The organism is Actinomyces mediterranea (assembly GCF_900155595.1).
In the GTDB taxonomy this organism is placed as follows: domain Bacteria; phylum Actinomycetota; class Actinomycetes; order Actinomycetales; family Actinomycetaceae; genus Pauljensenia; species Pauljensenia mediterranea.
Genome location: NZ_FTPB01000003.1, coordinates 197,991 through 217,030, shown reverse-complemented (window position 1 = coordinate 217,030; position 19,040 = coordinate 197,991). Strand labels below are relative to the sequence as shown.

18 protein-coding genes are annotated in these 19,040 nt (G+C 66.0%); 15 read left to right on the top strand and 3 right to left on the bottom strand.

Annotation, left to right across the window (positions count from 1 at the left end):
- The first annotated feature begins 108 nt into the window (after positions 1-108).
- The 9 genes from BQ7471_RS02110 to BQ7471_RS02070 all read left to right on the top strand — a co-directional run bounded on the left by BQ7471_RS02110 (position 109) and on the right by BQ7471_RS02070 (position 10,994).
- Positions 109-1,296 (top strand): glycosyltransferase family protein, encoded by a 1,188-nt coding sequence (locus BQ7471_RS02110; RefSeq protein WP_076463861.1) that lies wholly within the window; start codon positions 109-111, stop codon positions 1,294-1,296.
- The gene (locus BQ7471_RS02105) at positions 1,293-2,507 is read left to right on the top strand and encodes a glycosyltransferase (protein ID WP_076463859.1); all 1,215 of its coding nucleotides are present in this window, start codon (positions 1,293-1,295) and stop codon (positions 2,505-2,507) included. Before BQ7471_RS02110 ends, BQ7471_RS02105 begins: the two co-directional genes overlap by 4 nt.
- The gene (locus BQ7471_RS02100) at positions 2,504-3,625 is read left to right on the top strand and encodes a glycosyltransferase family 4 protein (RefSeq protein WP_076463857.1); all 1,122 of its coding nucleotides are present in this window, start codon (positions 2,504-2,506) and stop codon (positions 3,623-3,625) included. Before BQ7471_RS02105 ends, BQ7471_RS02100 begins: the two co-directional genes overlap by 4 nt.
- Positions 3,618-5,408, top strand: coding sequence for an ABC transporter ATP-binding protein (locus BQ7471_RS02095; protein WP_076463855.1), 1,791 nt, complete (start codon positions 3,618-3,620; stop codon positions 5,406-5,408). Before BQ7471_RS02100 ends, BQ7471_RS02095 begins: the two co-directional genes overlap by 8 nt.
- Positions 5,405-6,496, top strand: a complete 1,092-nt coding sequence (locus BQ7471_RS02090; protein WP_076463853.1) for a phosphotransferase family protein — start codon at positions 5,405-5,407, stop codon at positions 6,494-6,496. The genes BQ7471_RS02095 and BQ7471_RS02090 overlap by 4 nt, the downstream gene beginning before the upstream one ends.
- Positions 6,493-7,509 carry a phosphotransferase gene (locus BQ7471_RS02085; RefSeq protein WP_076463851.1) on the top strand — a complete coding sequence of 339 codons (1,017 nt, stop codon included), beginning with the start codon at positions 6,493-6,495 and terminating at the stop codon, positions 7,507-7,509. The genes BQ7471_RS02090 and BQ7471_RS02085 overlap by 4 nt, the downstream gene beginning before the upstream one ends.
- On the top strand, positions 7,506-8,819 hold the full coding sequence (locus tag BQ7471_RS02080) for a UDP-glucose dehydrogenase family protein (RefSeq protein ID WP_076463850.1): 1,314 nt from the start codon (positions 7,506-7,508) through the stop codon (positions 8,817-8,819). The genes BQ7471_RS02085 and BQ7471_RS02080 overlap by 4 nt, the downstream gene beginning before the upstream one ends.
- 79 nt (positions 8,820-8,898) lie before the next feature.
- Positions 8,899-10,326, top strand: a complete 1,428-nt coding sequence (locus BQ7471_RS02075) for a sensor histidine kinase (protein WP_076463848.1) — start codon at positions 8,899-8,901, stop codon at positions 10,324-10,326.
- Positions 10,323-10,994, top strand: a complete 672-nt coding sequence (locus tag BQ7471_RS02070; protein WP_076463847.1) for a response regulator transcription factor — start codon at positions 10,323-10,325, stop codon at positions 10,992-10,994. Before BQ7471_RS02075 ends, BQ7471_RS02070 begins: the two co-directional genes overlap by 4 nt.
- On the opposite strand, the gene BQ7471_RS11005 is transcribed toward BQ7471_RS02070, so the two are convergent.
- Positions 10,991-11,335: a hypothetical protein gene (locus tag BQ7471_RS11005; protein ID WP_129583312.1), complete on the bottom strand. Its 345-nt coding sequence runs from the start codon at positions 11,333-11,335 to the stop codon at positions 10,991-10,993. The genes BQ7471_RS02070 and BQ7471_RS11005 overlap by 4 nt on opposite strands.
- A 141-nt stretch (positions 11,336-11,476) precedes the next feature.
- Here BQ7471_RS11005 and BQ7471_RS02060 point away from each other — a divergent pair, with 141 nt between their 5' ends.
- Genes BQ7471_RS02060 through BQ7471_RS02050 form a run of 3 tightly spaced genes read left to right on the top strand, consistent with a single transcriptional unit; the run spans position 11,477 to position 15,312 of the window.
- Positions 11,477-12,781, top strand: a complete 1,305-nt coding sequence (locus BQ7471_RS02060) for a deoxyguanosinetriphosphate triphosphohydrolase (protein WP_083663193.1) — start codon at positions 11,477-11,479, stop codon at positions 12,779-12,781.
- A gap of 53 nt (positions 12,782-12,834) precedes the next feature.
- Entirely contained in the window at positions 12,835-14,811 is a 1,977-nt protein-coding gene (dnaG, locus tag BQ7471_RS02055) for a DNA primase (protein ID WP_076463845.1), read from the top strand.
- Between the two features lie 21 nt (positions 14,812-14,832).
- On the top strand, positions 14,833-15,312 hold the full coding sequence (locus BQ7471_RS02050) for an S-ribosylhomocysteine lyase (RefSeq protein ID WP_076463844.1): 480 nt from the start codon (positions 14,833-14,835) through the stop codon (positions 15,310-15,312).
- Between the two features lie 82 nt (positions 15,313-15,394).
- On the opposite strand, the gene BQ7471_RS02045 is transcribed toward BQ7471_RS02050, so the two are convergent.
- Positions 15,395-15,880 (bottom strand): hypothetical protein, encoded by a 486-nt coding sequence (locus BQ7471_RS02045; RefSeq protein WP_076463842.1) that lies wholly within the window; start codon positions 15,878-15,880, stop codon positions 15,395-15,397.
- Between the two features lie 13 nt (positions 15,881-15,893).
- The gene (locus BQ7471_RS02040; protein WP_083663192.1) at positions 15,894-16,937 is read right to left on the bottom strand and encodes a hypothetical protein; all 1,044 of its coding nucleotides are present in this window, start codon (positions 16,935-16,937) and stop codon (positions 15,894-15,896) included.
- 154 nt (positions 16,938-17,091) lie between these two features.
- On the opposite strand from BQ7471_RS02040, the gene BQ7471_RS02035 reads away from it, so the two are divergent.
- From BQ7471_RS02035 to BQ7471_RS02025, 3 genes are read left to right on the top strand one after another with little or no spacing between them, the layout of a single operon-like run.
- Complete coding sequence (locus tag BQ7471_RS02035) at positions 17,092-17,562, top strand: ribosome maturation factor RimP (RefSeq protein ID WP_076463839.1); 471 nt, start codon at positions 17,092-17,094, stop codon at positions 17,560-17,562.
- A gap of 5 nt (positions 17,563-17,567) precedes the next feature.
- Entirely contained in the window at positions 17,568-18,629 is a 1,062-nt protein-coding gene (gene nusA, locus BQ7471_RS02030; protein ID WP_076463838.1) for a transcription termination factor NusA, read from the top strand.
- A 9-nt stretch (positions 18,630-18,638) separates the two neighbouring features.
- Positions 18,639-18,965, top strand: coding sequence for a YlxR family protein (locus BQ7471_RS02025; RefSeq protein ID WP_076463836.1), 327 nt, complete (start codon positions 18,639-18,641; stop codon positions 18,963-18,965).
- Positions 18,966-19,040: the final 75 nt, after the last annotated feature.

Sequence of the window (19,040 nt, the reverse complement as noted above, 5' to 3'; positions counted from 1 at the left end):
ATCACCGCATCCTTAGAGGTCTCTCATTGAGGGCTTAACCGCCTTCCAATGATCCTTTGACACGCTTCTTTCATACCCGCCGCACCGGTATGAAGGAGGCGATCACCCATGGCGGCACCCCCGTTCCGCGTCGCCTTATACAGCCACGACTCGCTCGGACTCGGGCATCTTCGGCGCAACCTCACCCTCGCCCACCGCCTGTCGACCGCCATCCCCCGACTGACGGGGCGCAACATCACAGGCATGCTCATCTGCGGGATCGAGCCCTCATGCGGCTTCCCCATCCCTGAAGACTTCGACTGGCTGGTACTGCCTGGAATCTCCAAAGGAGACGACGGCTACCGTGCCAGGAGACTGAACATCACCCTGGAGGAGACGATTCGTATCCGCAGCGTCGTCATAGGCGCAGCATTCGCATCATTCGCCCCCGACCTCGTCATCATCGACCGCCACATCTACGGCATTAACCGCGAACTCAGGGTGCCCCTCGACCGATTGCGCCGCGAGCGGCCACGGGCACGGGTCGTGCTCGGACTTCGCGATGTACTCGACGCACCCGCCGCATGCCGGAGGGAATGGGCCGGACTCGGCCCCATCGGCGCCCTGATTCGACTGGTTGACGACGCGTGGATCTACGGGGACCCCAGCGTCCACGACGCCCGGACGAGTGGGGAGATCCCCGCAGAACTGGCGCGCAACGCCCACTGCATCGGCTATCTCGCCCACGGACGGCGAATCGACGATGATGTCGCCGCACCGGATGGCCCCTACATTCTCACGTGCGTCGGAGGGGGACGCGACGGACACGATATCGTCCGCGCCGCCGCGCAGATGCCCATCCCCACCGGATACCGCCACATCATCGTCACGGGCCCGCAAGCAGCAGATGGTGGAAGCCTCGGGTTCGCAGTGAGAGAGCCCGAGCGGACGCGCATCGTGTCAGCGGTCCCGGGCCTGGGCACGTGGATTGCGAACGCCTCCGCAGTGATCGCCATGGGCGGATACAACACCATTGCGGAAATCCTCGCCACCAGTGTTCCCGCCCTCGTCATCCCCAGGCGGCGGCCCCGCACGGAACAACTCATCCGCGCCCTCGCGCTCGACAGAGTTGGCGCAGTCGATGTGCTGCGCGAGGAGAACCCAAGCCCGCATGTGCTGTACGCATGGGCGAATACGGCGATCACCCGGCGTGTCGACCGCTCGCGCCTCGCCCTCAACGGACTGGACGAGGCGGGGGCGAGGGCAGCGAGCCTTCTCGCCGACGCCGACGCTCTGCCTCGAAGGAGCCTGACATGAGCCGCATCGGATACGTCCTCAAAGTCTATCCGCGCTTCTCCGAGACCTTCATCGTCACGGAAATCCTCGCGCGTGAAGCGATCGGCGACGAGTTGATGATCTTCGCGCTGCGCCACACCAGCGACACTCGATTCCACTCCGAGATTGCCAGAGTCGCCGCCCCAGTGCAGTGGATCCCCCTGCCCTACAAGGGGAGCGAGCAGTGGAAGCACCTAGCGGGCGGACTCTTAGATGACGACATGCGCCGACGCTTCGCCCAGATCCTGCCGGTCCTCGCCGAACTGCCTGCTGACGAGGCCGTCCAAGCGGTCGGTCTCGCCCGAGCCGCCCGAGCCGGAGGGATCACCCACTTGCACGCGCACTTCGCTTCACTCGCCGGGCGGGTCACCTGGGCCGCCTCACAACTCGCCGGCATCCCCTACACGGTGACGACGCACGCGAAGGACATCTTCCACGAGTCAGTCGACATGCAGTGGCTGCGCAGGATCAGCGCCGACGCCGAACGGGTCATCGCAATCAGCCGCTTCAACGAGGACTACCTCACCGAGGTCCTCGAGGGCAGCGGCGCCCGCATCCGCCTGCTGCGTAACGGCATCGAATTATCCCGCTTCCCCTTCAAATCGGCCGCACCACTTGCGATGCCGCTGAGGATTCTCGCAGTCGGCAGGCTCGTCCCCAAGAAAGGCTTCGATGACCTGCTCGACGCAGCCGACCTCCTCCGGCAGCGCGGATACGACGCATCCATCGACATCGCAGGGGAGGGGGAACTCCACGACCACCTCGCCCAGCGCATTGAAGACCTCGGCCTTGCACAAATGATCCGCCTCATCGGGGCACAGACCCAGACTCAGATCCGCACGCTCTTGACGAAGGCGCACGTGTTCGTCGCCCCGTGCCGCATCGCAGAGGACGGCAACATGGACGGGCTGCCCACGGTCGTCCTCGAAGCCATGGCCACGGGAACACCGGTCATCGCCACAGCCGTGACCGGCCTTCCGGAGGTCGTGCGCAACATGGACACGGGGATCCTCCTCGACCCAGGGCGCGCGGACCTCCTCGCCGAGGCGCTCATCGACGTCATGAACGGGCGGCTCGACCGTGAGTGCATGGCGGAGCGCGCCCGCGCTCTCATTGACGAATTCTTCGACTCGCATCATCAAGCTCGTCGCCTGTCCGCTTGGGAGGCAGGCGAGGGGAGGGGACGACGATGAGGATCGCCTACATCTGCTGCGATCCGGGGATCCCCGTGTTCGGGACGAAGGGCGCGAGCATCCACATTCAGGGAGTCGTACGCGAATTGTGCCGACGCGGACACGACGTCACCATTCACGCGATCCGACGCGGAGAACACGTCCCCGACGATCTGGCCGATCTTCGCGTCATCGAATACCCCATCGACGAGGCCGACGTCGCCGCCCGTGAGCTTGCCCAGATGAGCGTCTCCACCCGCATAGCCCGCGCCCTGATCTCCCAACCCGTGGACTTCATCTACGAACGTTACTCCCTGTTCTCCAGGGTCATAGCAGTCGTATCGACCATGCGGCGGATCCCCTCCGTCCTCGAAGTGAATGCCCCACTGATCGACGAACAGCGGATCCACCGCGAACTCGTCCACCACGGCGAAGCACTCACCGCTCTCGCCGCGCAAGTAGAAGCCGCCAGCACAACCGTGTGCGTGTCGGAGGAAGTCGCCACGTGGGTCGAGTCCCACACGAACTCCGGGAGGATCACCACAGTGCCCAATGGAGTCGACATCCACCGGATCCAACCCGTCGTAGAGGATCCCGATGCCACGATCGTCACATTCGTCGGCTCCCTCAAACCATGGCACGGCGTCAACGACCTCATCGCCGCAGCAGCCGCATGCCGGACGATATTCACACTCCGTATCATCGGCGATGGGCCGCTGCGAAAACCCCTCGAGTCCTATGCGCGTTTCCTCGGAGTCGATGTGGACTTCAGAGGAGCGGTCGCCCACTCGCAGATCATGGAACACCTGACGGGAACGGCCATAGCAGTCGCTCCCTATCCGCTGGTCGAGGACGCCCAGTCCTACTTCTCGCCCCTCAAGATCTACGAGTACATGGCCGCTGGCCTTCCCATCATTGCCTCCGACATCGGTCAGGCGCGCAGCGTCCTCGAGTCCGTGGGCGTCCTCGTCCCGCCGTCTCGGCCGGACCTGCTCGCTCGCGCCCTCGACTCCCTGGTGGCGGACCCCGCCAGGAGACGCGCCCTGGGCAGGGCCGCTCGCCTCCGTGCCGAAAGAGAGCACTCATGGGAGCGCGTCGTCACCCGTATCCTCACCCGCGTCGAGGCCGACCATGTCTGAGAACACCTCCGGAGCGACGCGAACGACGCTGCGCGTATTGCTGCCGCATATCGCCCCGCATAAGGGGTTGCTTGCAGGGGGAACGGCAGCGCTGCTGCTCGAAGTGCTCTTCAGAGTGACGGAGCCCTGGCCCCTGAAGATCATCCTCGACGCGGTGCTGTCGCCGAAAGACCCCGCTGCACAGATGCCACTCCCGGCTGTGGCGATGCTGATCGTCCTGGGGGTCCTTCATATCGTCATCGTTGCGGGGAGGGCGGCGTGCAACTACCTGGCGACCGTGAGCTTCGCACTCGCAGGTTCGCGTGCGGCGACGGCGCTTCGCGCGCACCTCTTCCACCATGTCCAGGGCCTCTCGCTCCAATTCCATGCGCGCAACCGCAGCGCCGACACGGTGCAGAGAATCGTCTCCGATGTCGGGCGCATGCAAGAGGTGGCGGTAACCGCGGGGCTTCCTCTGAGCGCGAATCTCGCGACCCTTGCCGCAATGATCGTCATCATGACGGTCCTCGACCCGCTCCTCGCCCTCGTTGTCGTCGCCGCGATCCTCCTCTTCGCCTCTACGACAACGGGGACCTCCCAGAGGATCACCCAGGCATCCAGGCGCACCAGGGCGGGGGAGGGGAAGCTGGCGAACACCGCCCAGGAGTCGCTGATCTCCATCAAAGCGGTGCAGGCGTACACGCTGGAGTCATTCATGGAGGAACGCTTCACCGGCGCGAACACGACCTCCCTCAAAGAGGGCGTCGCCGCGCTGCGACTCGCCGCCCGCCTCGAACGCGGAACCGACATCATCATCGGGCTCGCCGTCGCCACCGTCATGGTGATCGGGGGATACCGGGTACTCCACGGCGCGATCACCGTCGGCGACCTCGTCCTCTTCGTCTCCTACCTGCGCACCGCCATGAAACCGTTGCGCGACATGGCGAAATACACCGGGCGCATCTCGCGGGCGAACGCCTCGGGAGAAAGAGTCGCGGCACTCCTGACCATCCAGCCCGATATCGTCACCCCTGAGCATCCCATTCGGATCGAGCGCGTGAGCGGACAGATCGAATTCGAAGGGGTCGTCACTCGCTACGAGGACGCGGAGATCCTCCACAAGATCACCCTGACGATCGCGCCCGGTGAGCACGTCGCCGTCATCGGCCCCTCCGGTGCGGGCAAATCGACCCTCATCTCCCTCATCATCCGCGAACTCGATCCCGTCGAGGGGCGGGTCCTCCTCGACGGCATCCCGCTGACGAGTCTCGACCTGGCGGACCTGCGCTCATGCGTCACCGTGCTGCACCAAGACGCCGTCATCCTCGCGGGAACCATCAGGGAGAACATCGCATTGGGGCGTTTGGACGCCTCCGATGAACAGATCGAAGCTGCGGCCAAGGCCGCGAACGCCCACGACTTCATCTGCGAACAGCCCGACGGATACGACACCAGGGTCGGCGAACGCGGAACCACCCTCTCGGGAGGGCAGAAGCAGCGCATCGCCATCGCTCGCGCACTGCTGCGCGACACTCCTGTCGTCCTCCTCGACGAGGCGACGACCGGCCTGGACCCGCAGGCAGCACGCCTGGTCCTTGATTCCGTTGATGTCTTGGCACGAGGGCGCACGACGATCACCGTCACACACCATTACCAAGCGGCGCTGCGAGCCGACCGTGTCCTGTGGATCGATGAAGGCCGCATCCTCCTCGACGCGAGCCCCGACGAGTTGATGGAAGAGTCCGCGCTATTCCGCGAGTGGGTGCGCATGTCGGACTCCGATTCGGGGAAGGCACGGCAATGACCGGGTCAACATCCTCCTGGGTTGATGCCCTCATATCAGCGGATGAGTTGTCCGATCTCGTCGGATGTCCCGCTCGTGCGACCCGTATCCGAGTCAAGGCGCACACGAGTCTGACCGCCGCGATCCGCTTCGGGACGGGCAGGGAGGAGAACTTCGGGTGGGCGAGGATCCTCTGGCCGACGAGCCGCGCCAAGGCCCGTCGCGCTCGAGCCGCAGCACGGGCGACCCGCCTCGACCTCGTCGAGCGCGAACTGCCCGCAGGCCTGCTCTTCCAAGCCGGGCCCCTAGCGACGGATCCCCGACTGGCCCGCCACATCGCCACAGCCGCACTGAGTCCCGAAGCCACATGGTTGCGCCACAACCCGCTCCGCAGGGCCATCGCAGCAGACGGGGCGGTGATCGTGCGGATCAGCGCAGCAGCCCACAACACGCTCATCGCCATCGAACAGGAGCTCGCCGACCTGCCGCTGCCCTCATATGAGGCCGTGCTGAACAACCGACGGGCGGTCCACGTGTCCAGGCGCGAACTCGTTGACGGGAGCGACCTGTCATCTCAAGCGCCGCTGGCTGCCCACCAACAGGCGGGGGAAGTCCTCGCACGCATCCACCGCCACGAAGCACCGAGAGCCGCCCGAAGACCCAGGCGAACACTCATCGACACCCTCGACAACCACTGCGCCGTCCTTCGCGCCCTCGCCCCGGACCTCGCCCAACGCCTCAATGCACTCGACCCCACACCCCGCGGGCCGGGCGACGACACCGTCCTCAGCCATGGGGACGCCTCACCCGACCAGTTCCTCCTAGACGGGCGCGGACGGGTGTGGATCACCGACTTCGATCGCGCCTGTTGTGCTCCGCGCAGTCTCGACCTCGCCTCCTACTCCCACTGCTCCACCCCACAACAGGCCGACGCGCTCCTTTCGGGGTATCGCGCTGCGGGCGGACGGATGCCGACACCGGATGAATTGCGTTGGGGGAGCATCGTCGCCATCGTCGAACGCCTCCTCGACCCGTTGAGGGACGCGCGGCCCACGTGGAGGCGCAACGTCGCGGCCTCACTCGAACGCCTCGAAAGGCTCATGCCATGACAACAGCGATATCGACAGCATGGTCCCTGTCGGGGATCACACGGGTGTGGCCCGCCGCCGACGGTGCCGTCACATGCGAAAGAGTCGACGAGGACGGGCGGCTGCGCGCCATCCGTATTGACTCCGACACGCGGGTGAGCCCCCTGCCCTACGCGAGCGACCCCGCGCTTCCCACACTGCGCCCCGATCATCTCGCACTGGTCGTTCACCGCTGGGGTCGCAGGGCGGTCCAGATCGGTAACGGCATCGTCCGCAAGCACCTGCGGCGAGGCCGAACGGCCGACCTCGTCGACCGGCACGACGCCCTCGGGCCGGCGGCCGAGGCGGCCGGACTCGTCCTCGCCCGGATCGTGTCGGCCGATCCTCACGTGCTCGACAACGAGTACCTCGATGGCGAGAACCTCAGTGATGCGCGAGCCCCGTACGAGGCGTGGGAGGCGTTCGCCGCCGTGTGGCCGCGATTCGCCGGATGCTCGGCGCCGCTGCCCGTTCACAGCGGCGAACTTGAAGCGCTCACCCTGACGAGGTGGGTGACCCGGGCCCTCATCCATCGTCTCCTGCCCGATGCCGCAGCGGCGGGGAGCCTCGCTGCGGCCCTCAGCCGCGACCTCAGGGAGCACTCTGACCCTCTCGTCACATCCCACCGGGATCTGCACGAAAAGCAATTGCTGTGGGACGGCGACCGCCTCGCGCTCATCGACCTCGACACGGCGTCGCAGGCTGAGGGCGCCCTCGACCTGGCGAATCTCATCGCACACACGCAACTGTCCTTTGTCCGCGGAACCCTCGACGCTGCAACCGCAGTATCGCGGCTGCACCTCTTCGACGAGGTCGCCGGGTGCCTGCCCGTGTCGGATCACAGGCTCGCGACTCATCTCGCCTCTGCGCGGCTGCGCCTCGGCTGCGTCCACGCCTTCCGCCCTGCCTCGACTCCGTGGCTTCCTGCCTGGATCGAATACGCCCTGTCGGCTTCACCGTCCACGTCACTGCCACCATGTGGTGAGGAATCATGAAGATCAGTGTCATCGGATGCGGATACCTCGGCGCCGTTCACGCCGCATGTATGAGCTCCCTGGGCCACAGCGTCATCGGCGTCGAAACGAACCCGGTGCGTCTCGCCGCCCTGACGAAGGGGAGGGCGCCCTTCCACGAGCCGGGATTCGACGCCCTGCTGGACGAGCAAGTCACCGCAGGTCGTCTGACATTTACCGACGCCCTGTCCCGCGAGGACGCTGTTGATGTCGATATCCACTTCCTCACCGTGGGCACCCCCGAACTCGACGAGTCCGGGACAGCGGACCTGCACTTCCTGTGGGAGGCGGTGGAGTCTTTGACCGCCCACGGGATGCATCGGGCGGTCATCGTCGGCAAGTCGACGGTCCCCGTCGGCACTGCGGAACTCGTCGCCCGCCGATTCTCCCCCATGGGGATGAGCGTCGCGTGGAACCCGGAGTTCCTCCGCGAGGGGTACGCCATCGCGGACACTCTCCGCCCCGACCGGATCGTCTACGGCTTATCCGAGGACCCGGAATCCGCTGAACGCGCGAAGCGTGCCCTCGACTCCGCGTATGAGCCGATCCTGCGCGCGGGCGCACCCCGCTTCGTCACCGACTTAGCGACGGCGGAATTGGTGAAAGTTGCCGCGAACTCGTTCCTCGCCACCAAGATCAGTTTCATCAATGCAATGGCGGAGATCTGCGACAAGGTGGGAGCCGATGTCACGGTCCTCGCCGACGCGATTGGATACGACCCGAGAATCGGGCGGCGGTTCCTCAATGCGGGGATCGGATTCGGAGGGGGCTGCCTCTCCAAGGACATCCGGGCCTTCTGCGCCCGCGCCGAGGAGATCGGCTCAGCGCACTCCCTGGCGTTTCTCGAAGAAGTCGATGCCATCAACATGCGATGCCGCGACCGTGCCGTCGACCTCGTTATACGCATGTGCGGATCGGACCCGACTGGGGTGAGGGTGAGCGTCCTTGGCGCGGCATTCAAACCGAATAGCGACGACATCCGAGATTCTCCCGCGGTGGATCTCGCCAATAGGCTCCACCGCCTCGGCGCGGTCGTCACCGTGACTGACCCCCGGGCACTCGACCACGTCCGACGCTCGTTCCCGCATCTGCGCGTCGAAGAGGACGAGGAAGCGGCCGTGACGGGGGCGGATATCGTGGTCCTCGCGACCGAATGGCCCCAGTACGTGCGTGCGGATCCCGCTGTGCTCTCCCGGACGGTGGCATCGCGTCGCATCCTCGATGCCCGCAATGTTCTCGACCTACAGCGGTGGCGCGACGCAGGATGGGACGCGAGGGGGATGGGGCGCTGAGGGCGCCAGTGCGGCCGAACCGTGAGAATAGAGGGGTGGAGCAGTGACGCCTCGGCGGGTGACCCGCCACAATAGGTGTATGAGACTCAGACACGCGACGATCCGAGTCAGAATCCTCGCCGCGATCATGGTCGTCGCCCTCGCGACACTGACGGTCACGCAGACCCTCGTCGCCGTGCTCCACTACCGCCACGCCTACACGTCGATGACACAGGACCTCGGGCACATCGACAACGAATTGCGCCTCCTATCCGACACGGGGATCGATCCGCTGACGGGGAGCGCCTACGCGAGCGCCGAGAGGATGGTGCAGACCTACCTCGAGAGCACGCTCTTGTCGACCGGCGAATCGTATATCGCCTATCACGGAGCGCATCTGCGCTGGCTCGCGCCCGCCGACGTGGAACTGCGCCCCGAGAACGATGCCGAACTCGTCGCCGCCGTCCAACCGTGGATCGGCGGCGAGTCCAGCATTATCACGACGGTGTCGACCGGCGAGGGCGACTACCGGGTGCTCGTCGCGCCCGTGCGCACCAGGGTCGATACCGCCACGCTCGTCCACATCATCGACATCCGCAGTCGGATCCGCAGTCTCACCTCCATCATGGGGACCTCCATCGTCGTCGGCGCCTGCACACTCGCTTTCGTGACGGCGCTCGCATACTTCGCCGTGCGCCGTCTCCTACGGCCCATCGGCGAACTCAGATTGGCCACGGAGGCCATCGGCGAGGATGACCTCACATCGCGGGTGGAGGCGCGCGGAGGGGATGACCTCGCAGCGCTCGCACGCTCCTTCAACCGCATGCTCGACCGGGTCGAGGCCTCCCACACGAACCAGCTGAGGCTCCTCGACGACGTCGGTCACGAACTTCGCACACCGGTGACGATCCTGCACGGACACCTCGAAGTCCTCGATCCTGCGGATCCGGAAGACGTTCGCGTCACGAGGAGCCTCCTACTCGACGAGACCGAGCGGATGGGCCTGCTCATTGAGGACATTCTGCTGCTCGCCCGAGCACAGCAGACAGACTTTCTGCATCTCGCCCCGATCCGAGTCGCCGACCTCACCGATCGGGTGTTCGACAAAGTTCGCCTGCTCGGGGAGCGCACCTGGCAGCTCGGAGAAGTCGCAGACGTCGACGCCGTCCTCGACTCTGACAGGATCACGCAGGCGTGGCTCCAACTCGTGGACAACGCCATCAAATACTCCGCCGAGGGCTCGCGCATCGCCCTCGGATCGCGCGTCGAGGGCGGCGAACTCGTCCTGTGGGTGCAAGACGAGGGGATCGGCATCGCCCCTGAGGACGTGGAGCGGGTGACGCAGCGATTCTCACGCACCTTGCAAGCACAGCGCACCGCCCCAGGATCCGGGCTGGGGCTCTCCATCGTGGACTCGATCGTCCGCGCCCATTCGGGGAGGCTGGACATCTTTTCGCGGAGCGGATTCGGGTCCGTTATTTCCCTGCGGCTGCCACTTCACGCCACGACTGAGGAGAACGGAACATGAGCACGATCCTGATCGTCGAGGACGAGGAGCGGATCGCGTCCTTCATCGCCAAGGGCCTCAAGGCCGCCGGATTCACTCCCACGATCACCGGCTCGGGCGCAGAGGCGATCCGATTCGGCCTGACGGGCGAATTCGATCTCATCATCCTCGACGTGGGACTGCCCGACGTCGACGGATTCGAGGTACTCGACGAACTGCGCGGCCAGGGAGTGGCGGCACCGATCATTATGCTGACCGCACGCTCATCAGTCGTGGACCGCGTCGCCGGGTTGGAGAGTGGGGCGGATGATTACATGTCCAAGCCCTTCTCCTACGAGGAGCTCCTCGCGAGGATCCGCCTGCGCCTGAGGGACTCCATCCCCGCCGCCCAGGCGGGCGCGGCTGCGACCACTGTGTCCCACGCGAACCTCACCCTCGACTATCGGACGAGGCAGATGACGGTCGATGGGCGCGTCGTCGACCTGTCCGCCAGGGAGTTCGCACTCGCGGAGATGTTCTTGCGCAACCCCCGCCAGGTGCTCAGCCGCGAACAGCTCTTATCCGCAGTGTGGGGGATGGACTTCGACCCGGGGTCCAATGTCGTCGATGTGTATATGTCCTACCTGCGTTCGAAACTCGGCAAGGAACACTTCGAAACGGTGAGGGGAATGGGCTACAAGCTGCGCTAGTCGTCATCCCGGTCGTCGTCGATGTCACCGTCGTCGTCATCGTCGTCATCATCGAGGTCGATCGGCGGGGCCGGGGTGATCGGGGTCGGAGTCCCAACGGGCGCCGCTCCCCCCGAATCGGGCGACGAGGACAACTGCGCCCCCTCCTGCCCGGACTGTGCTCCGGCCGGGGTGCCCGATTGCGCCGACTGGGCGCCCTCGCTCCCGGACATGACGATCCCGGGGGAGACGACGTCATTCGCCACAGAAGTGAACACGGATGCGAGCCACCATACGACTCCAAGGGCCAGGGCGGTGAGGAGGACGAGGGCGGCGGCGAGCCGGCGTAGTGACGATTCCATGAGCGACTCCTTCCCCTCGCCGGGTGTTCCCCTCCAGTGAACCCGATGATTCGCCAGATGGCCACCCCCTGGAGATGAGAATCCTCTAAGGGAGGGCGGTACGCGGCTGCGGGAGCCCTCGGGTGGGGCGGCGGCTAGACTGTGGCCGTGACCGCTCGACTGCAACGACACCCGTCGGACCTTGGCCTCGTCCCCGTCTACTCCGAGGCCGACCAGTCGCGCATGGTCGCCGAAAGCCCGAAGTCTGCGATGCGCACCGCTTTCGAGCGCGATCGCGCCCGCATCCTCCACTCCTCGGGGCTGCGCAGGCTCGGGGAGAAGACGCAGGTTCTCGGTCCCGCAACCGACGATTTTGTGCGCACCCGCCTCACCCACTCCCTCGAAGTCGCCCAGGTGGGCCGCGAACTCGGCAAGGAACTCGGCGCCAACCCCGACGTCGTCGACGCCGCCTGCCTCAGCCACGACCTCGGCCACCCGCCATTCGGCCACAACGGGGAGCGCGTCCTCGACGATCTCGCTCAAGGATGCGGCGGATTCGAGGGCAATGCGCAGACGCTGCGTCTCGTGTCCCGACTCGAACCGAAAGTCCTGTCCGACGAGGGCGCCCCCGCTGGCCTCAACCTCACTCGCGCCACCCTCGACGCGATCTGCAAATACCCGTGGATGCGCGGACAGGGCGTTGACGAAGCGAAATCCTGGCGCAAGTACTCCGTCTACGACGACGATGCCGCCGCCTTCCACTGGATGCGCGAGGGCGCCCCAGAATATCGGCGTTGCCTCGAAGCACAGATCATGGACCTGTCCGACGACATCGCCTACAGCGTGCATGACGTCGAGGATGCCGTCGCCACCGGCAAATGCGACCTCGCCCGCCTCAGCGACGATGACACGATCAGCGCAGTCATCGACTCGACCCTCGACTGGTACGGTCCCGGCGTCGCTCGCGCCGACCTCGAAACGGCGATCGAGCGGCTCATGCGCATGAATGAGTGGATGGGCTCCTTCGACGGCTCCTACGCCGACCTCGCCCGTCTCAAAGACCTCACCAGTGAACTCATCGGACGATTCTGCTCCGCCGCGGTCCACGCGACGCGCGTCGAATGCGGTGCGGGGCCGCTGGGCCGCTACCGCGCCGACCTCATCGTGCCGCCTTCGGCGCGCGCTGAGATCCAGGTCCTCAAGGGGCTCGCCGTCCACTATGTGATGAGCCCGCGTGAAACCGAGCCCCTCTACTTCCAGCAGCGCACACTCCTCGCCGACCTCGTCGATGCGCTCCTCGACGCCGGGCCCGACGCCCTGGAGCCGATGTTCGCCGACGAATGGCGCGACGCCGACACCGAAGACCAGCGCATCCGCGCCGTCATCGACCAGGTCGCTTCCCTCACCGACGCCTCCGCATCGCAGTGGCACGCCCGCCTGTGCGGAATGCTCTCCACGCAGCTGTAACCCGACCGCTGCCCTATGCCGTGGGCGGGGAGGGCAACGGGTAGACTGCCCCCATGACCGGCCTCATCCGCAAAGACGACATCGCTGCAGTGCGTGAGGCCGCGCGTATCGAAGAGATCGTGTCCGAGCACGTCTCGCTGCGCCCCGCCGGAGTCGGCTCCCTCAAAGGACTGTGTCCCTTTCACGATGAGCGCACGCCCAGCTTCCACGTCCGCCCCCACCTGGGCATGTGGCACTGCTTCGGATGCTCCGAGGGCGGGGACGTCATCTCCTTCGTCCAGAAGATCGACCACCTGTCCTTCACCGAGGCCGTCGAATTCCTCGCCCAGCGCACCGGCATCACCCTCCACTACGAAGAGGGTGGCGCCCACGTCCGCTCCGAAGAGCCCGGCAAGCGCCAGCGCCTCCTCGAGGCCCACCAGGCGGCAGAAGAGTTCTACCGCGGCCAACTCGCCTCCCCGGAAGCGCACGCGGGCCGGACTTTCCTCGCCGAACGGGGCTTCGACGAGCGCATGTGCTCGCACTTCGGCGTCGGATACTCCCCGCAAGCGTGGGACTGCTTGACGCGCCACCTGCGCTCGCGGGGCTTCACCGATAAGGAACTCACTGTCGCAGGACTCGTCTCGCAGAGCAACCGCGGCGTCTACGACCGATTCAGAGGGCGACTCATGTGGCCCATCCGAGACATCACCGGTCAGACAGTCGGTTTCGGGGCGAGGAGGCTGGACGACTCGGACAAGGAATCCCCGAAGTACCTCAACACCCCGGAGACGCCGATCTACAAGAAGTCCCAGCTCCTCTACGGCCTTGATCTGGCGAAGAAGGCGATCGCCCAGAACCGCAGGATCGTCATCGTCGAGGGGTACACGGATGTCATGGCCGCTCACGTCGCCGGTGAGCCCTGCGCCGTCGCCACCTGCGGCACCGCATTCGGAGCCGAACACGTCAAGATCGTGCGGCGTCTGCTCGGAGACCATGCCGACCCCGCAGCGGGAGTCGTCTTGTCGAGCGGTCGGGCACGTGGCTCAGAGGTGATCTTCACCTTCGATGGGGATGAAGCGGGCCGCAAAGCCGCACTGAGGGCCTTCGGTGAGGATCAGAACTTCGCCTCCCAGACCTTCGTCGCCGTGGAGGCCAGCGGAATGGACCCGTGCGAGTTGCGTATGGCGCGGGGCAATGGCGCCGTCCTCGACCTCGTCCGCTCGCGCACTCCTCTCTTTGAATTCGTCATCCGCTCCGTCATTAACGCCGTCGACCTGTCGACCGCGGAGGGGCGGGTGCGCGCCCTCGCGGCGTCCGCGCCGATCGTCGCCGACATCAAGGACCAGGCACTGCGCATGGAGTACACGCGCTCCCTGGCGGGCTGGCTCGGCATGGACATCCGCCAGGTGACGCAGGAGGTGCGCCGAGCGCCGCGCTCACATGCGGCAGACGCCCGCTCCGGAGAGCCCCGTACCGACATGGCGTACGCCGGACGGCCCGCTCCACCGGTGCGGCAGGGCCCTGAGGACACGATCTCGAAGGTCGAGCGCCTCGCCCTCGAAGCGCTCCTGCAGCACCCGATGCATCTCATCGGCTCGGGTTTCGAGGACCTCGACGGCTCCTCCTTCCAGGTCCCGACCTACCGCGCCGTCCACGACGCGATCCGCGCAATCGGCGGACTCGACGCCTTCGCACAGCTTCTGCGGCAAGCCGAGGAGCACTGGGGCACGGGAGCGCATGCGCAGGAGGCGGCGACTAGGCGCTTCCTCGACCTGATCCGCGATCAGGCGGGCGATGTCCTCGCGGAGGCAGTCACCCAGCTCGCCGTCGCCCCACTGCCGCAGGACAGGGATGACAAGATGCGCTCCTACTGCCGGGGGGTGATGGCCGCCCTCGTCCGCATGGACTTGACGAGGAAGATGGGGGAGGCGCGTTCCCGCCTACAGCGCATGGACGAGGACGATCCCGACTACCAGGACGCCTTCCGCGCTCTCATCCTCCTCGAACAGCGCAAACAACGACTCAAAGAACGCAACGAGCGTTTCTGACCCCACCGGAAGGACACTCCCATGGCCGATGTTGAGAGCTTCACCCTCGATCACACTGCGGTGAAAGCCCCCTACGTGCGCCTCATCAGCGTCGAAACAGGTCCCAAGGGCGATGAGATCTCTAACTTCGACCTGCGTCTCATCCAGCCCAATGAGTCCGCGATCCCCACTGGCGGCCTGCACACCATCGAGCACCTCCTCGCATCCCTGCTGCGCGACCGCATGGACGGCGTCATCGACTGCTCGCCCTTCGGCTGCCGAACCGGCTTCCACCTCATCACGTGGGGGACGCCGAGCGTCGAGGCGGTGACCCGGGCCCTCGTAGAGTCACTGCGCGTCATCGCCGAGGACGCGACCTGGGAGGACGTACCCGGCACGGACGCCTACTCGTGCGGCAACTATCGGGACCATTCGCTGTTCGCCGCGCGCGAATGGTGCCGGACGATCCTCGACAGGAGATTCTCCATCGACCCGTTCCAAAGGGTGTTCCTCGACGACTGAGCCAGGCGGGGGAGCGCCCAGCCGAACAGCTCCGGCCTTGGTCGATGCGCTGGTAGGGGGCGGCTGAGTTGGGGCGGGGGCGTCAGTCGAGTCCGACGCCCTCGCGCAGGACCGCCTCGAACCTCTCCGCCTCGCGCTTGGCCCGCTCATCCAGCGGACCGTAGGCGACGAGAGCGGAGAACAGTCGGTCGTCCTCTCGGCGCCTCACCCACGCCGCGATGGTCGTGCCATTGTGGAGCCTCGTCGTTTTGTGGATGATGATCGAGTGGTTGACGCGGTCGGCGATGCGGCGCATGAGAACGTGCGGGTCGCCAGATTCCATGACGGCGCTGAGAGCTGCCCTGGCCGGATCCATCCATTCGACTGTGAGGGCGCGCTCTACGCCGGTGAACTTCGCCGAAGCGATTTCGTACCACATGCCGGAGTCTTCGACTCCGTCCTCGCCGACGAGGATGAGCGCGTAGGTCCCCGCGATGATCCAGCGCCCATCTGCGAGGGGTTCTGCGAGGCAGTCGGCATCCGAGGCGGGGATGAATGCGACGAGGGCGGAGGGAAGCCTGGCCATCATGGTGCTCCTGGGGTTAGTTCGAGGTGAAGGGGCCGAGTGCGCCGAGATCCGCCGACCGGGGAACCCACGTGTCGAGGTCGGCCAGCGCCTCTGCCGCGCCGACGAGGCGGATCTGGGCATTGTCGGATGACAGTGCCCGCACATCGGCCCTAACGAGGGCGGAGGCGATCGCCGTCGTGGAAGAGGAGTCGATCGTACAGCGTAGTGACCTGGTGTCTGGGACCCCCGCCGCGAGATAGGAGTCGACTTTGGTGAGGAGGCGATCGGCGAGAGCCGATGCGTCAGCGACCGAGCCCGATACGAGTTGCGCTGCGGGCAGGGACTGGGCGGCGCAGTCCCATGCCGACACCGCGTCGGACAATTCGGCGGATTGGGCGACGGCCTCGGCGTCTTGTGTAAGGTCCGGGGCGGCGAGCAGGGGAGCGTTCGCGAGAGTCTGTGAGTCGAGCCCCCAGGTGACCAGTGCGGCGCGCGACCCGCTGCCCGCGATGTGTTCGAGGCGGTCAGCGAGGTCGGTCACCCTCTGCGAATCAGAGTTGAGGGAGATGCCGTAGGCGTTGGCGAGTTGTAGCGCCGACTGATAGCGCCCGAGGGCGATGCCCGCGAAGGCGCGCGAGTCCGCAACGGAGGTCTGCAGAGGGTCGGCGGCGATTGCGAGGTCCCGCGTCGCGGTCTGCGCTAGCCACGACGTGAGCCCCTCGACGGTGACCGGCGCCTCCGTGAGGGGCGGAACGTTGTCCGCATTGTCGGGGGCGTTGCTCTGCCACGGGTCCCACACTCCGCCGACGGCGTCGAGCCGAGTCGACGAATCCTGGACGAGCTTTGCGAGTGCATCTGCGCACTGCGGGCACGAGGACGCATTCCGTGCGAGTATCTCGGCCCGTTGCGCGGCGGCGGCCTCAGTGCGGGCGGCCCTATCGCGAGCGGCTTCAATGCCGGTGAGTTCAGGGATGGACAGGGCAGCATGCTCCCGCCGGATGTCGGCGGGCGAGCAGGCGCTCAACGACGCCAGGGCCGCTGTTGCCAGTGCCGCCGCACCCCACGAGCGCGCCCGCATCGCGTTTCGACGGCGCCAGGCGGCGGTGCTCCGCGTCGCGCGGGGCTGTAAACTTCGTGTGGATGAGCGGTCAATAAGCACGTGAGAAATCATCCCACGTCTTGCAGATGGGTACGATGGAGGGCGACGACGTGTCGCATACCCAGGAGGTTTCGTGTCCCAGTCCCAACGCCTCAGCGATCTTGAAGAACTGCTGCGCTCGACAGTGCAGGGGTTCGAACTGGAACTCGACTCCGTCGTGAGGGCGAACCAGTCGGGGACTCCGGTGATCCGTGTCACCGTGGACGCTCCGATCGGCATCGACGGCATCGATTCGGATGCGCTCGCCGACGTGTCGCGCGCGGTGTCGAAGATCCTCGACGACGTCGACCCGGAGGAGGGGGAGTACCTGTTGGAGGTGTCCACCCCCGGCGCTGAGCGGGAGCTGACCGAACCGCGGCATTGGCTCAAGCAGGTTGGGCGCCTGACAAGCGTCAAACTCCGCGACAAGACCGCCCTCGTCGGGCGCGTGGAATCCGCCACCGATGAGCAGGTGACGCTGATTGTTGACGGCGAGGCGACTACCATCGACTACACACAGATGAAGAAGGCGCGTGCTTGCGTCGAATTCGGTATGGAGGAATGAGACGCATGGAAATCGACATGACTGCACTGCGCATGGTGGAGCAGGAAAAGGGCGTGTCCCTCGAAAGGCTCGTCGATGCCATTGAAGAGGCTCTTCTTAAGGCGTACCACAATATTCCCGGCGCGATCTCCCAGGCCCGTATTGAAATCGACAAGAAGACCGGGCGTGTCACCGTCATGGCCACCGAAGAGGACGACGACGGCAACCCGATCGGGGAGTTCGACGACACTCCGAAGAACTTCGGTCGCATCGCCCAGTCGACGGCGCGCTCCATCATCATGCAGAGGCTGCGCGACGCCGACAATCAGAAGGTCCTCGGTGGCTTCGCGCAGCAGCGCGGACAGATCGTCACCGGCATCGTCGACCAGCCGCACGACGGCCGCATCACGATCGTGAAGATCGGTGACGACTTCGAGGCTGTGCTGCCGGACTCGGAGAAGGTTCCCGGCGAGGTGTACCGCCACGGTGACCGCATCCGCGCTTTCGTCGTCAATGTTGAGATCACGGATAAGGGCCCGCGCATCACCCTGTCGCGCACCCACCCTGGCCTCGTGGAGCGCCTCTTCGAGCGGGAGGTTCCTGAGATCCAGCAGGGGCTTGTCAAGATCAAGGCGATCGCCCGCGAGGCCGGCCATCGCACGAAGATCGCTGTCGCTGCGACGCGCGACGGTATCAACGCCAAGGGCGCGTGCATCGGCCCGATGGGTGCGCGCGTGCGCGCTGTGATGACCGAGCTGGGCGGCGAGAAGATTGACATCGTCGACTGGTCCGCCGATCCGGGCCGTTTCGTCGCCAACGCCCTGTCCCCGGCTCGCGTCTCCCGCGTCGTCGTCCATTCGGTCGACAATCGCACGGCGACGGCGGTCGTCCCGGACTTCCAACTGTCACTGGCGATCGGCAAGGAGGGGCAGAATGCTCGCCTGGCGGCGCGACTGACCGATTTCCATATCGATATTCATGCGGATACCGAATCCGGCGACGAGCCCATCGCCTCGCGCACCTCGGCCCCCGATGACGTGACCATTCGCTCACTAGACGAGGACGGCGCCCCCGGCGCCCTCGACTAGACTGGCCGTGTGCCGCATTCAGCGCAGGACCCGGGAACTGCATCTCGCGATGCAGGACCCGTGCGTACATGCGTCGGATGCGCGAAGCGCGCGCCGCGTTCGGATCTCATCCGTATAGCGGCGCCCCGAGGCGGGTCTGCAACGGCGGATCCGCACTGCAACCAGCCGGGTCGCGGCGCGTGGATCCATCCGGATCCGCGTTGCGTGGAACGAGCCCGCCAGCGGCGGACGATCGAGCGTTCACTGCGTGTATCTGAAATGCCTTCGGATGACATGTGGGACGAACTCGGCCTGATTGTTCAATCCCGGGCGTCGACAGCGCCCCACATCGAGTAATGGAAGCGGGTTGGAAGCCGATGGGCACCCGATGAGTACCCAGCGATGAGCTGCCAGCAATACAAGTAGTGCGTC

Excerpts from the sequence above, each read along its gene's own strand:
- BQ7471_RS02110 (WP_076463861.1), top strand. The coding sequence starts at position 109 with ATGGCGGCACCCCCGTTCCGCGTCGCCTTATACAGCCACGACTCGCTC.
- BQ7471_RS02105 (WP_076463859.1), top strand. The coding sequence starts at position 1,293 with ATGAGCCGCATCGGATACGTCCTCAAAGTCTATCCGCGCTTCTCCGAG.
- BQ7471_RS02100 (WP_076463857.1), top strand. The coding sequence starts at position 2,504 with ATGAGGATCGCCTACATCTGCTGCGATCCGGGGATCCCCGTGTTCGGG.
- BQ7471_RS02095 (WP_076463855.1), top strand. The coding sequence starts at position 3,618 with ATGTCTGAGAACACCTCCGGAGCGACGCGAACGACGCTGCGCGTATTG.
- BQ7471_RS02090 (WP_076463853.1), top strand. The coding sequence starts at position 5,405 with ATGACCGGGTCAACATCCTCCTGGGTTGATGCCCTCATATCAGCGGAT.
- BQ7471_RS02085 (WP_076463851.1), top strand. The coding sequence starts at position 6,493 with ATGACAACAGCGATATCGACAGCATGGTCCCTGTCGGGGATCACACGG.
- BQ7471_RS02080 (WP_076463850.1), top strand. The coding sequence starts at position 7,506 with ATGAAGATCAGTGTCATCGGATGCGGATACCTCGGCGCCGTTCACGCC.
- BQ7471_RS02075 (WP_076463848.1), top strand. The coding sequence starts at position 8,899 with ATGAGACTCAGACACGCGACGATCCGAGTCAGAATCCTCGCCGCGATC.
- BQ7471_RS02070 (WP_076463847.1), top strand. The coding sequence starts at position 10,323 with ATGAGCACGATCCTGATCGTCGAGGACGAGGAGCGGATCGCGTCCTTC.
- BQ7471_RS11005 (WP_129583312.1), bottom strand. The coding sequence starts at position 11,335 with ATGGAATCGTCACTACGCCGGCTCGCCGCCGCCCTCGTCCTCCTCACC.
- dnaG (WP_076463845.1), top strand. The coding sequence starts at position 12,835 with ATGACCGGCCTCATCCGCAAAGACGACATCGCTGCAGTGCGTGAGGCC.
- BQ7471_RS02050 (WP_076463844.1), top strand. The coding sequence starts at position 14,833 with ATGGCCGATGTTGAGAGCTTCACCCTCGATCACACTGCGGTGAAAGCC.
- BQ7471_RS02045 (WP_076463842.1), bottom strand. The coding sequence starts at position 15,880 with ATGATGGCCAGGCTTCCCTCCGCCCTCGTCGCATTCATCCCCGCCTCG.
- BQ7471_RS02040 (WP_083663192.1), bottom strand. The coding sequence starts at position 16,937 with ATGCGGGCGCGCTCGTGGGGTGCGGCGGCACTGGCAACAGCGGCCCTG.
- nusA (WP_076463838.1), top strand. The coding sequence starts at position 17,568 with ATGGAAATCGACATGACTGCACTGCGCATGGTGGAGCAGGAAAAGGGC.